At 61.9% G+C, this 13,415-nt stretch carries 12 protein-coding genes; 6 read left to right on the top strand and 6 right to left on the bottom strand.

The features are described from left to right. The first annotated feature begins 11 nt into the window (after positions 1-11). Entirely contained in the window at positions 12-1,856 is a 1,845-nt protein-coding gene (ilvD, locus tag ATO7_RS11360; RefSeq protein ID WP_083562835.1) for a dihydroxy-acid dehydratase, read from the top strand. Positions 1,857-1,909: 53 nt separating this feature from the next. Here ilvD and ATO7_RS11365 read toward each other — a convergent pair whose 3' ends face one another. After that, entirely contained in the window at positions 1,910-2,569 is a 660-nt protein-coding gene (locus ATO7_RS11365) for a TetR/AcrR family transcriptional regulator (protein ID WP_083561909.1), read from the bottom strand. Between the two features lie 137 nt (positions 2,570-2,706). Between ATO7_RS11365 and ATO7_RS11370 the strand changes: the two genes are divergently transcribed. From ATO7_RS11370 to ATO7_RS11390, 5 genes are read left to right on the top strand one after another with little or no spacing between them, the layout of a single operon-like run. Beyond that, on the top strand, positions 2,707-3,510 hold the full coding sequence (locus ATO7_RS11370; RefSeq protein WP_083561910.1) for an alpha/beta fold hydrolase: 804 nt from the start codon (positions 2,707-2,709) through the stop codon (positions 3,508-3,510). Beyond that, positions 3,507-4,991 carry a carboxylesterase/lipase family protein gene (locus ATO7_RS11375; protein WP_083561911.1) on the top strand — a complete coding sequence of 495 codons (1,485 nt, stop codon included), beginning with the start codon at positions 3,507-3,509 and terminating at the stop codon, positions 4,989-4,991. The genes ATO7_RS11370 and ATO7_RS11375 overlap by 4 nt, the downstream gene beginning before the upstream one ends. A 52-nt stretch (positions 4,992-5,043) precedes the next feature. Next, positions 5,044-6,504 carry a M28 family peptidase gene (locus ATO7_RS11380; protein ID WP_206044906.1) on the top strand — a complete coding sequence of 487 codons (1,461 nt, stop codon included), beginning with the start codon at positions 5,044-5,046 and terminating at the stop codon, positions 6,502-6,504. A 45-nt stretch (positions 6,505-6,549) separates the two neighbouring features. Continuing rightward, positions 6,550-9,039 (top strand): TonB-dependent receptor, encoded by a 2,490-nt coding sequence (locus ATO7_RS11385; RefSeq protein WP_083561913.1) that lies wholly within the window; start codon positions 6,550-6,552, stop codon positions 9,037-9,039. Further along, a complete protein-coding gene (locus tag ATO7_RS11390) occupies positions 9,036-10,388 on the top strand; it encodes a serine hydrolase domain-containing protein (RefSeq protein WP_083561914.1) in 1,353 nt (450 codons plus the stop codon). The genes ATO7_RS11385 and ATO7_RS11390 overlap by 4 nt, the downstream gene beginning before the upstream one ends. 13 nt (positions 10,389-10,401) lie before the next feature. Here ATO7_RS11390 and ATO7_RS11395 read toward each other — a convergent pair whose 3' ends face one another. From ATO7_RS11395 to ATO7_RS11415, 5 genes are all read right to left on the bottom strand, one after another. Then, a complete protein-coding gene (locus tag ATO7_RS11395; protein WP_083561915.1) occupies positions 10,402-10,581 on the bottom strand; it encodes a hypothetical protein in 180 nt (59 codons plus the stop codon). Positions 10,582-10,616: 35 nt separating this feature from the next. Then, positions 10,617-11,312 carry a class I SAM-dependent methyltransferase gene (locus ATO7_RS11400; protein ID WP_083561916.1) on the bottom strand — a complete coding sequence of 232 codons (696 nt, stop codon included), beginning with the start codon at positions 11,310-11,312 and terminating at the stop codon, positions 10,617-10,619. After that, positions 11,309-11,575, bottom strand: a complete 267-nt coding sequence (locus tag ATO7_RS11405; protein ID WP_083561917.1) for a hypothetical protein — start codon at positions 11,573-11,575, stop codon at positions 11,309-11,311. The genes ATO7_RS11400 and ATO7_RS11405 overlap by 4 nt, the downstream gene beginning before the upstream one ends. Before the next feature lie 4 nt (positions 11,576-11,579). Beyond that, a complete protein-coding gene (locus tag ATO7_RS11410) occupies positions 11,580-12,392 on the bottom strand; it encodes a ferredoxin--NADP reductase (RefSeq protein ID WP_276206690.1) in 813 nt (270 codons plus the stop codon). A 64-nt stretch (positions 12,393-12,456) separates the two neighbouring features. Next, a complete protein-coding gene (locus ATO7_RS11415) occupies positions 12,457-13,371 on the bottom strand; it encodes an SDR family NAD(P)-dependent oxidoreductase (protein ID WP_083561918.1) in 915 nt (304 codons plus the stop codon). Positions 13,372-13,415 lie beyond the last annotated feature (44 nt).

The raw sequence follows: 13,415 nt of genomic DNA on the forward strand, positions 1-13,415 counted from the left end.
AGGACGTCGTCATGCCCAATTACCGCTCCCGCACCAGTACTCATGGCCGCAACATGGCCGGCGCCCGCGCCTTGTGGCGTGCCACCGGCATGAACGATGGCGATTTCGAAAAGCCGATCATTGCAGTGGCCAATTCGTTCACCCAGTTCGTGCCGGGCCACGTTCATCTCAAGGATCTGGGCCAGCTGGTCATCGAGGAAATCGAAAAGGCCGGTGGGGTGGGCAAAGAGTTCAACACCATTGCGGTGGATGATGGCATTGCCATGGGGCATGACGGCATGCTGTATTCGCTGCCCTCACGCGACATCATTGCCGACAGTGTGGAATACATGTGTAACGCTCACACCGCCGATGCGCTGGTGTGCATTTCCAACTGCGACAAGATCACCCCCGGTATGCTGATGGCGGCAATGCGCCTGAACATCCCGGTGGTGTTCGTCTCCGGCGGACCGATGGAAGCCGGCAAGACCAAGCTGGCCAACTCCGACGAGATCATTCCGCTGGATCTGGTGGATGCCATGGTTGCCGCTGCCGATGACAGCGTGTCGGACGAGGACGTCAACCAGATCGAACGTTCGGCCTGTCCGACCTGCGGTTCATGTTCCGGTATGTTCACCGCCAATTCCATGAACTGTCTGACCGAAGCTCTGGGCTTGTCCTTGCCCGGCAATGGTTCGCTGGTGGCCACCCACAAGGATCGCGAAGCCCTGTTTAGACGCGCCGGCGCGACCGTGGTCGAACTGGCCAAACGGTATTACGCGCAGGGCGATGAGTCGGTGCTTCCGCGCAATGTTGCGAGCAAAGCCGCGTTTGAAAATGCCATGACCCTGGACATTGCCATGGGTGGCTCGACCAACACCGTGCTGCATCTGCTCGCTGCGGCGCAGGAAGGCGAGGTCGATTTCAGCATGCAGGATATCGATCGCCTGTCACGCAAGGTACCGAACCTGTGCAAGGTCGCGCCCTCCAGCCATCATCATCTGGAAGATGTGCACCGTGCCGGCGGGGTGATGGCGATTCTGGGTGAGCTCAATCGCGCCGGCTTGCTCGATGCCAGCGTCAGCACCGTGCACAGTCCGAGCATGGCCGATGCCCTGAATCACTGGGATATTGCGGTGAGCAATGATGCCGCCGTGGGTGAGTTCTACCGTGCCGGTCCGGCCGGCATTCGTACCACCCAGGCTTTTTCGCAGGATTGCCGTTACGACGATCTGGATGCGGATCGCAGCACCGGGTGTATTCGTGATCTGGCCCACGCCTACAGTCAGGACGGTGGTCTGGCGGTGCTGTTCGGCAATCTTGCCGAACGCGGTTGTATCGTCAAAACCGCCGGTGTGGACGAGAGCATTCTCAAATTCAGCGGTCCGGCCGTGGTGCTGGAGAGTCAGGACGATGCGGTGCAGGCCATTCTCAACGGCCAGGTCAAGGAAGGGGATGTGGTCATCATCCGCTACGAAGGGCCGCGTGGCGGGCCGGGGATGCAGGAGATGCTCTATCCGACCAGCTACCTGAAATCCAAGGGCCTGGGCAAAGCCTGTGCACTGATCACCGATGGGCGGTTCTCCGGCGGGACCTCGGGGCTGTCGATCGGGCATGTGTCTCCGGAGGCTGCGGAGGGCGGCAACATCGGCTTGATTCGCAGTGGCGACCGTATCGACATCGATATTCCCAATCGCACGATCAGCATTGCGGTCAGCGATGATGAGCTGGCCGTACGCCGCGCCGAACAGGATCAGCTGGGCTGGAAGCCGGCCGAAGCGCGTCCGCGCAAGGTGACCACCGCACTCAAGGCCTATGCCAAGCTGACCACCAGCGCTGATCGCGGCGCTGTGCGCGACCTCTCGCTGCTCGACTGAGCGGGGCACAAGCGAGCCGATGGGCGCTGCGGCGCCCATCGGACTTGGCGTTGTCAGTCGGGCGTGGTCAGGCCGACGATGCGGGCTGCAAATTCGGCGAACTGGTCGGCAATCTGGTCGATGCTGCGCCCGCAGTCCGGACTGAACCAGAAGGCCACGCGGGTGCCGATGGCACTGATCGCGCGCAGGGTCAGCAGGGTGTCGCTGACCTGAAACTGGGCGTGGGCAATCCCACGTTCAAGAACATCAACCAGCAACGATTCGGATTGCCGACGAATGGCCAGTATGGGCTGTGACTTGGCTTGCGACAGCGCGTGCAGCTCGGCACTGGCCACCACCGCCAGCATCGGAAAGCTGCAGTGCGAACTCACGTGGGCGCGCACCAGAGCGCGCAGTTGCACGGCCGGATCCGGCTCGACCTCAAGCAGGGCGGCGCGCAACCGCCGATAGTGTTCGTCGTGCCCAATGCGCAGCAACTCCGCCAGCACATCTTCCTTGGATGGAAAATGAGCGTACAGCGTGGTGGGCTGAACCCCGGCCTGGGCGCAGATATCGCGCACCGAGGTCCCGCCATAACCAAGATCGGCGAACAGGTGCAGCGCGGCGGTCAGCACCCGCCCGCGGGCGCCGCGCAGATCGACATCAGCCGGCAATTCGGACTCTTCGGCGGCGATGCGGCGATTGCTGTTCGGGGATGTCGCGGTGACCGGCATGGTTAACAAGTGTTGCAGTACAAGGCTTTCATCATACCCCTTGTTATACCGAGGTTCTATCGCCCTATTGACTTAAAAATGGAACGAACGTTAGTGTAGATAAAACGCGATGTAAGCGCGACCTGAGGAGACAGGCGATGCACGACACCCGTCGACTGCCCCGCGAGGGCGGTCATCTTTGCTACACCGTTGCCGGCGCGGGACCGGCGGTGTTGCTGATTCATGGTCTGGGTTCCTGTGCGGCCGACTGGACGCCGCAGATCGAGGTGCTGGCGAAAAGCCACACGTTGATCGCGCCGGATTTGCGCGGGCACGGTGAATCATTAGCGGCGAGTGGTGTGCTGCCGATCGCGCAGCATGTGCGCGACCTGTGCGACCTGCTGGCTCACGAAGGGTTCGACGAGGTCGATGTTGTGGGCTTGTCGATGGGGGGCGCGGTGGCGTTTCAGCTGGCCCTGGAGTCAGTGCCAGTGGTCCGTTCGCTGACCATCGTCAACAGTGCCCCGGCCTTTGTCGTGCGCAACTGGCGTGAGCGGTTGATGGTGGCTCAACGCTTTGCCATCGTGCACCTGCTGGGCCTGCCGCGCATGGCGCGTGTGCTGGCAGGGCGTCTGTTTCCAGGGCAGGACACGCTGCAAGCCGAGTTCGTCGAACGCTTTTCGCGTAACGACAAGGCCAGCTATCTGGCGGCCATGCGTGGCCTGCTGGGGTGGTCGGTCCAACAGCGCCTGGGCGAGATTCGCTGCCCGGTGCTGGTTGTTGCGGCGGATCAGGATTACATGCCACTGGCCGACAAGCAGGCTTATTGCGCCGAGATCCCGGATGCCCGCCTGGTGGTGATCGAAAACGCTCATCATGCGGTCACCGCAGAGCATCCGCAGGCCTTCAATCGTGCCTTGACAGCCTTTCTCGATAGCAACGCTGTGGGGCAGGCCGCATGAGGGCGCATCTTGTGCTGGCGCTGATGCTGCTGAGCTGCCCGTTGTGGGTGGGTGCCGCGCCGGCTGTGGTGCAACTGGCTGATGGCGTGGTCCAGGGGCAGGCTGAAGCCGATGGTTTCCCGGTCGTGCACTACCTCGGTTTGCCCTTCGCGGCGGCGCCGGTCGGTGAGCGGCGCTGGCGCGCGCCGCAGCCACTTGAACCCTGGCAGGGCGTTCGTGACGCCAGTCGCTTTGCCCCGGCCTGTGCTCAGACCGGCAATTTTTTCGCCAGCGACGATGAATCCACGTTCGGCCAGCTGTACGGTTCGGAAGACTGTCTTTATCTCAATGTGTGGGCTCCGGCCGCCGCGTCGGATCGGCCACGCCCGGTCCTGGTCTTTGTGCACGGCGGTGCCGGTGTTGCGGGCAGCAGCGCATTGCCGGCCTACAACGGTCGCCGCCTGGCTTACGAGCTGGATGCACTGGTGGTGACGATCCAGTATCGCCTTGGGGTGTTCGGCAGCCTGCATGTGCCGGCCTTGCAAACAGGCGATGCACTGGATGATGCCGGCGCCTTCGGTTTGCTTGATCAGATCGCCGCATTGCGCTGGGTTCAGCGCAACATCGGCGCGCTGGGTGGTGATCCCGCTGAGGTCACCGTAATGGGCCATTCGGCCGGCGCGGTGAGTCTGTGGACCTTGATGCGTTCGCCGCTGGCCAGCGGGTTGTTTGCCCGTGCGGTGTCGCTGTCGGGGATTCCTATGAGCCACGAATACAAGGATGTGCTGGCTCGCAGCGAGACCTTTGTGGCCAATCTCGAACAGGCCGGGTTAAGACCGCAAGATGCTGCGGCCTATCGCGCTCTGTCGACGGCGCAGGTGCTGGCGGCGGGGCAGGGGCTGAAAGCCATGGGAGCCTATGCCGATGGCGTGGTCCTGCCGGCCGATGATACGCGTGACGGGCCGCTGATCAACGCGGTGCCGACACTCATCGGCAAGGTTGAAAACGAGGCCAGCATGCTGCTGCTGTTGCGCTACAGCCGGGTTGATCGCGATGGCCTGTGGGATGCGATTCAGCAGCACGACGAGATTCGCCGCGCCGATCTGCTGTCTTGGTGGGGCCAGCTGCGGCTGCGTGTGGTCGGGCGCCTGTTCAATGGCTTGGTAGAGCGACGCATCAAGCGCGCCGCCGATGCCCTGATCGGCCAGTCAGTGCCGGTCTACCGCTATGTCTTTGAATGGGACGACTTTGCCTCACCGTGGCAGGACATTGCGGGCGCCAGTCATGGCCTGGATGTGCCGTTTGTATTCGGCAACTTCCAGGGTGACAGCGCACATTACTTTCGTTTCGCGTGGTCGCCGGCGAGCCAGCCGCAGCGCGAACTCATCCATCGCCAGCTGAGCGTGGCGCTGGGCAATTTCATACGCCGCTCCGATCCCGATCCACTGGGTGAGGACTGGCCAATCTGGGATGAGCGTCGGCAGCTCAGGAGGGTGCACTGACATGATGGCTTGCATCGCAAAGCTTCGGGGGGAGCGCCTTGCACTGCGCCTGATGGGGTGTCTCTTGTTGCTGCCGACGCCTTTTGCCACAGCGGCTGATGCGGCGCCGGTTGCGGTCGATCAGGCCACCATGATGGCGTGGATCACGCGCATCGATGAGCAGGGCATACGCCTGCCCGGCTACGTCGCAGATGAGTGGATGGAGCGCTGGGGACACGATCAGTTCGTGGCCTTCGGCCTGCAGGATGTGCGCCTGGAACCGTTCGAGGTGCTGCGCTGGGAGGCACACAGCTGGTCGCTGAGAGTGTGGCCGCGCGGTCGACAGGATGACAGCGTCATGCTCTCGGCCTGGCCAGTGCCCTTGTCCGGTAACGCAACTGCCTTGCACGGCGAGTTGGCCCTGACCACGGCGGATACACCGCCTCAGCCCGGGCTTATTGCAGTGGAGCCGTACCGCCTGATGCAGTTTGATCAGGCCCACATGCGTGATGAGGTGGCTCGCTGGCACTACGACCCTGATGGGGATTTCGACACCCTGCAGCAAACCGTGCCCATGGGGCCACGCTTTCAGCATGTGCTGGAGCCGGCCATGGCTGCCGGGGCCAAGGCCTGGATCGGAATACTCGAATTTCCGTGGCAGGAGGATCGTTACTTCGTGCCCTATGACGCCAAGCTGCGCGATATGCCAGGGCTGTATCTGAGTCAGGCCGAAGGCCAGCGACTGCTTGCGCTGATGGCTCAAGGACCGGTTGAGGCTCGCATCAATGTTCACCGCGAGGCCCGTCCGGCGATCTCGCACAATGTGGTGGGTGTGCTGCCAGGGCGCTCTGATGAATGGATCATCATCGGCACCCATCACGACGGGCCGTGGAATTCCGCAGTTGAAGACGCCAGCGGTGTGGCCCTGGTCATGGCCCAGGCGCAGTACTGGGCCCAGGTGCCGCAGGATCAGCGACCGCACAACATGATGTTCCTGCTGCAGGGCGGCCATATGTCGCGTGGCGCCGGCTTGCATCACACGGCCAAGACCTACGCCAAGCGTTTGCGTGAGAACACCGTGGCGGTTATCCATCTGGAGCATGCGGCGCGCGAGGCCCATGTGGTCGACGGCGCGCTGATACCTGGCGACAAACCGGAAGTGCGCTGGTGGTTTACCAGCCACATGCCGCAACTTGAGCAAGTCGTGAGCGATGCGATCTGCGCGCATCAGCTTGATCGCTCCCTGCTCATGCCGCCTTACGGCTGGCCTAAGCCTGAAGCCAAACGCCCGCCCACCGATGCGTCGGTGTTCTTTCTGACCACGCCGGTGATCAGCCTGCTGGCCGCGCCCATGTATCTGTTTGACCCGGCCGACCGGGTCGACATGGTGCACGAAGCCTCACTGGAGCCGATCACCACCGCTGTGATCGACATGGTTAATGGCCTGGCGGATACCAGCGCGGCTGCGCTGCACGCCAGCGAATATCAGCCGCCACAAGCGCAGCGCCTGCCGGGCTGCGAGGCCGGCCTGTAACAACACAATGAAGCCGCGCACTGACGCGGACGCAGAGAGACAGCTATGAAAAAGACGCACAGGCCGTTGCACGCCTTGTGGGCATTGATCCTGCTCGTACCGCTGGGTGTGGCGCAGGCCGAGGATGATCTGGATGCGCTGTTTGGCGAGCCGCAGCCCTCCGCAACAGCCGCGCCTGCTCAAACCGGCTCGGCCTCGAGCGCTTCCGCACCAGCAGCTGAGCAGACCCCGGCGCCGGCCGGCGATGCGGTGATCGTACTGGAGGAAGAGCAGACCCCGCGGATGGCGCCAACACGCAGTCCACACACCGTGCTTGAGGAAATTGTGGTCACCGCGACCAAGCGCGAGAAAGCCCTGCGCGACATTCCCATTTCCATTGCCGCCATCGACGGTGAGTCGCTGGAGGCGCAAGGCATTCTCAGCATCAATGATGTGCTGGAGAAAACTCCGGGGGTTACTGGCAACTCCGCGCGCCCCGGTGATCAGCGCATCGTTGTGCGGGGTGTCTCGACCAGCGCTTCGCCGACCAGCACCGTGCCGTATCCGGTGGGCGTGTTCATCGGTGATACCGCCCTCAATGAGCCGTATGCCGCGAGTATCACACCCGATCTTTCGGCCTTTGATCTGGCCGCTGTCGAAGTGCTGAAAGGACCGCAAGGCACGCTGTTCGGTGGCGCCGCTTTGTCCGGCGTGCTGCGTTACCGCCTCAACGACCCGATGCCGGATCGCTGGGAAACACGCTACTTCGCCCAGTACATTGCGCCGGAAGACGGCTCGCAGGCCTTTGCCCAGGGGCTGGTGGTGAATGCGCCGCTGTTTGGGGAGCAGGGCAATCTCGGGGCTCGCCTGGCTTACATTCGTCGGGAATATCCGGGTGTGATTGATGACTTGCGCGCGGGTCAAGCCGCCGAGGATGTCGATCGCGGTGAGGGTGATCAGATGCGGGCGGCGTTGCTGTGGCAGCCGGATGACCGACTGCAGCTCAAGTTCACCTATCTGGATCAGGACTACGCAGCCGACAATGGGCTGATCATTTCCGATAACCCTGAGGGCCCGCGGGCGACCAGCGGGGCACTGATTCCCTGGCCCAACCGCCATCGATTCGGCCTGTACAACCTGGAAATCCAGTACGACTGGGATACCTTGCGGCTGGTCTCATCCAGCTCACGCACCGAGAAGGAACGTTTCAACATCATCGATTCCTACGGCGGGATTCTTGGCACGCCGTTGCCGGGCACGCCGGATGCGCTTGCGATACCGTTTCTCAACGATCAGGAATCGCGCTCTTTTCAGCAGGAATTGCGCTTGCAGTCCAACAGCAGTGGTGATCTGGAGTGGCTGGCCGGTGTTTACTATCTGCGGTCGCCGATTCGCTACTTCCTCAAGCTTAATGTGGAAGCGCTGAATCAAACCGGGGCATTGGGCCAGGATGTGCTTGATGGCGTCTTGGATCTTGCAGAGGCGCTGGGGCTTGGCGATGTGCTTGGGAATACGCTGGATGCACTGCTACCGGGCGTGACCAATTTGGAGTGTGAGTTGGCCGTGTTGTGTGCGGAGACCAACGCTCTGGCCGAGGAAAAAGCACTGTTTTTTGATCTGACCTGGCATCCCTGGCGCTCTTTGGAGGTGTCTTTGGGGGCGCGCCTGTATCGCACCAGTGTGGCCGGTGGCTTCACCGGTCAGGGGATTGGGGCACGGCTGGTCAACAACGGCATGTCGCCAGCCGATTTCACCACAACCATTACCGAGCAGGGCATCAACCCCAAGTTCGCATTGACCTACCGCTTTACCGACCAGCATTCGCTCTACGCACTGGCCAATCGCGGTTTCCGTTTTGGTGGCATCCAGAACATACCCGAGGATGAACTCCAGAACGTGCCCGCCACCTACAAGTCGGACTACATCTGGAACTATGAGCTGGGTCTGCGCACGCGCTGGTTTGACCAGCGCTTGGAATTCGATGTTACCGCCTTCCATATCGACTATTCGGATGCGCTGGTGGTGCTCAAAAATGCCATCCAGATCAACTATTACGACAATGTGGGCAGTGCGCGCAGCGATGGTTTTGAGGCCAATCTGCGCTGGCTCACGCCGATCCCTGGGGTGATTCTGTCGCTGGCCGGCGGCACCGTGGATGCGCGCACCACCGAAGATTTCATGGCCGGGCGCGATGAAATCCCTGCCGGCAAACCGCTGCCGGGTTCGGCTGAGTATCAGTACAGCGCCAATCTGGCGTTTTTCGGCTCGCCCAACTGGAAGGTCAACGTGTCTGGCCTGCTGGGCTACGCCTACGTTGGCAAGAGCTACAACGACATTGCCAACGAGGACATCGTCAATGATTACGGCACTTACAACGTCGGTCTGAACTTCAGTGTGCCGAGCTGGCCCGGTCAGCCGACCCTGGCGCTCAATGTGCTCAATCTCACCGACGAGACCGCGCCGGTCAGCGTGATTCGGGCCGCCGTGGGCAACGATTTCTATGTTCTCAATACCCCACGCACCATCACCGCGCGCTTCAGCCTGGAGTTTGAATGAATACGCTCAGCCGGAATCTTGCGGGCTTGATGCTGCTGGCCAGTGGCATCGCGGCCGCATCGCCGCTGCCAGTCGCTACGGCGCAGCATGGGTTCAAAGCCGAACAAGCCATGGCGGTGGCGCAGACTTTCAAGCCGGGGGACATCGCCGCCGCTGGCGATCATGCGCTTTATGCCTACCTCAATATGGCGCAGTTCTTTCCGCACCAGCTGGTCAGTCGGCAGGGTGCGGTGCGGGTGCTGAGTGCGAATCCCGATGCGGCCCTGGGGGCGTTGCGCGTCACCACCGCATTGGGCGATCTGAGCCTGGACGAGATGCTGGCGCATCCGCAAACCCGGGTGCAGGGTTTCATCGTGCTGCATCAGGGCGCGGTGGTGTTTGAGCGTTATCCCGGTATGCGCCCGGACGATGCGCACCTGTGGTGGTCGGTGGCCAAGCTGTTCGCCGGGCTGTTGACCGAACTGCTGATCGATGAGGGCAAGATCGAGCGCCAGCAGAACATCGTGACGTACCTGCCCGAACTGGCCGGCAGCGGTTGGGATGGGGTGCGTGTTGAGGATGTGCTCAATATGGCCAGCGGCGTGGACGCCATGGATTCGGTGCAGGGTTACATGGATCGCGAATCCGGCATCGGCGGCCTGATCTACGCAGAAGGCGTGCTGACGCCAGCCGGGCACCAACCGGCGCTTGGGCATGATGAAGCTTTGCAGCGCATGCGCGCGGTGCGCGAGCCCGGCACGCTGTACCAATACTCCTCGGCCAACACCAATGTGCTGGGCGTGCTGATTGAGCGTATTACCGGACAGCGCTACGCCGATGTGGTGTCACAACGGATCTGGGCGCAGCTCGGTGCGGAGGGGGACGGGCTGATGGGCATGGCGCCGGACGGCCGTGCCATTGCGCACGGCATGTTTTCTTCGCGGCTGCGAGATCTGGCCCGTTTTGGTCAGCTGTTTACGCCGAGCGGGCGCAATCCTGCGGTGCTCCCCCAGGTTGTTCAGGCGCGCATGACCGATACCTCAAAGCGGGCGCATTACGAGACGGCCGAGGCGGCCGCTACTGCGGCGCAGGCGCGTCTGGGCGAACGTCCGGTGAGCGCACTGGCGCAGTGGGATGCGCTGTTTGAAGACGGGGATCTGTACAAGTCCGGTTTTGATGGGCAGGCCCTGTACGTTTCACCCTCACGCGATGTGGTGGTGGCCATGTTTTCGACCTCACGGGACAAAACAGCCTATGCGTACCTGCGTCCTCTAGCCCGGGCTTTCCCCGCAGGTGCGGCAGCGCCTTCGAGCTGTATTGCTGGCGGTGGTCCGCGACGCCGATCGCAGCACTGCTCCAGCAGGCCCTAGCTGATCAAAGCGCCTAGCGCATCGGACTTGCCTGAACCACTTCGGCACCGGCGAACAGGGCCGATGCGAACAGGGCCAGCCAGACCAGGCCCTTGATCAGAAAAAACCAGAAACCCAGTGCCGCCGCGTATCGGCCACATCGCGACCATCGATTGGGTTCTGGTTTGCGCGAAAGCGGCGCTGGCGCGCGCATGTGTGGGTGAGGGCGCAGCACTACGTTGCACGCTCTCATAGTGTGGGGCCAGCGGCTTGGCAAAGCATCATGTGTATGGTTTTTTGCACCATCTGCCCCCGGTTGCTCAGGCCGCTTTCGATATGGCGCTGGTGTTTGCTGATCTGCCAGCCATGACTTTCAAGCAACGCTTTCATACCGTGCTCGTCGTAAAGGGCAAAACCATGCCGGGTAAACGGCAGCTGATGCATGAAGCTGCGGTCACCGAATGCCAGGCACAGCTGGCCGGAGGGTTTGATGACGCGTCGCAGCTCTTGCAGATGAGCTTGCGGGTTATCCCAGAAATACACCGTGTGAACCGCCAGGACTTTGTCGAAACTGGCGTCGGCAAAATGCATGTGTTTGGCATTGCCATGCTGAAACACGACCGGATAGATCGCGGCCAGTCGGTGATTGCGGCGTTGTGCTTCGAGCACCATGTCGTGCGACCAGTCCAGGCCAATGTAGGCGACATGCGCGGCGGCGGTCACGATCTGTGCAGCAAACGCGCCGTTGCCTGGGCCGATCTCCAGTACTTTGTTGTGCGCTTTCAGACGCAGCAATTCGATGGCGCGACGATTGGTCTCACGGTTAGCCCGGTTCATGCTCGCCGCGGTTTCGCGCGCGTTCTCGCCACTGGGTTGGCGCAGTTGCGCGGCCAGGGCTGCATCGCTGAGGGTGGTTTGAGATTGTGTGGACACCAACTTGCTCATGCCCAGATTCCAGGCGCCCACTGGCTGAGCAGGGCCGCCGCACCGGGCAGGCTCACAATCAGCCAGGTCGCCAGCGCTTTTCGCGCAGTCAGCCCGATGGCCAGCGCAGCGAGATAGAACATGGTGGTGCCACCCAGCAGCAGTGTCAGTTTGCTCAGGTCCATGTGGTCGAGCTGCCCGCTGAATTGCGCGCTGCTGGCGTGCACCAGTATCAGCGCACCCAGCGTGGCGGCCAGGCCACGGTTGAGTATGTCCAGGCGCATGCGTTTAACCTCGTTCGGCAAAGGCCCGCTCGATGACATAGTCACCGGGCTCGCCGATACCGGGGGAGACTTCGAACCCGCGCGCATCAAGCAAGGTGCACAGATCGTCGAGCATGGCCGGGCTGCCGCACAGCATGAATCGATCATCAGCGGTGTTCAGCGGTGCAAGGCCAAGGGCTTCAGTAATCTGGCCGCTGTTGATCAGGGTCGTGATTCGGCCCTGTGTCTTAAACGCTTCGCGGGTCACGGTTGGCAGGTACAACAGCTGCTTGCTGATCTGCTCACCCAGATATTCGTGCTTGGGCAGTTCGTTTTCGATCATCAAGCGGTAACTCAGGTCGCGCACGCGGCGAACACCGTGGACCAGGATGATCTGCTCAAACTGCTCGTACATCTCCGGGTCTTTGACCAGGCTCAGAAATGGCGCGAGTCCGGTGCCCGTGGCCAGTAGCCAAAGCCGTTTTCCGGGGTTGAGGTCATCCAGTAGCAAGGTGCCGGTCGGCTTGCGACTGACCAGAACTTTGTCGCCAACCTTGAGGTTCTGCAGTTTTGAGGTCAGCGGGCCGTTGGGGACCTTGATGCTGAAGAATTCCAGGTGCTCTTCATGGTTGGCGCTGGCAATACTGTAGGCGCGCAGAATAGGCCGCGTGGCAGTGTCCAGGCCGACCATGACGAACTGGCCGTTGCGAAATCGCAGCGATGCGTCGCGGGTGGTGCGAAAGCTGAACAGGCTGTCGTTCCAGTGGTGGACATGCAGAACTTCTTCGTGGGCAATAGCAACCATGCAAACCTCGCGATCAATGGAAACGATACGCAAATAATAATCATTATCACTAAATAATGAAAGCGCTCAGTCCATCTGCAGGGAGTTGCTACGCGGTTTAGCCTTCGTGGGGTGACCAGTCGATCTGGTTTAGTTCCAGACTTATGCGCCAAAGATCAGCGGCCAGATCGGGATCCTGCGCTTTGAGTCCAGGCTCACAAATGCCGGTGGGCCCGGCGTACTGTAAAAAACCGCTTGGGCCGAGAAAGCTACCCGCTGGGTAGTCGCCGCGCGCTGCGAGTTCGATGGGGGCTGCAGCTTGCTCGGGTGTCTGGCCATAAAACTGCATGCCTTTGGCCAGAAACCAATAGGACAGCCAGCCCAGCAGGCCATCGCCGCGCTGGCGCGTGCGGTTGGCGCCCAGTTGGCTGCGGCACACGCCTGGGTGCATGGCATAGCTGCGCACCCGGCTGTGTCCAGCTTGCAGGCGTCGGTCCAGTTCGAGTGCGAACAGCAGGCAGGCCAATTTGGCCTGCTGATAGGCGCGGATCGGGCTGTAGCCATGGGCCAGATCCAGGTTGCTCAAGTCGATGTGTGCGTTTTTCTGGACCAGACTGCTCACGCTGATCACCGCCGCGCGAGGCGCGGCTTGCAACAATGGCCACAGTCCCGCAGTCAGGCGAAAGTGACCGAGATGGGCAATCGCAAATGTCAGCTCGTGGCCTTGGGGCGTGGTGATGCGCTGCGCGGGAGGGAAAATGCCGGCATTGTTAACCAGCACATCAATCGGGTCGTTCGCCGCACGCAGTTGTTCGGAAGCGGCATCGATCTGGTCCGGCTTGGCAAGGTCAATGGCCACAAAATCAGCGCTGAGCTGAGGGTACGCCTGGCGCAATTGAGCCAAGGCGCGGTGCCCGCCGTCCGTGTCGATATCACACAGTGTGATTTTGCGGACCTGCGCTGCAAGACGCTGCGCGCATCCCCAGCCCAGGCCACTGGCGGCGCCCGTGATCAGCACATGAGAGTTGTTCATGCACGGATGCTACGTGGCCCTTTGCCCAGGCGGCGTCATCCGTT

It is taken from the genome of Oceanococcus atlanticus (assembly GCF_002088235.1).
GTDB lineage: Bacteria > Pseudomonadota > Gammaproteobacteria > Nevskiales > Oceanococcaceae > Oceanococcus > Oceanococcus atlanticus.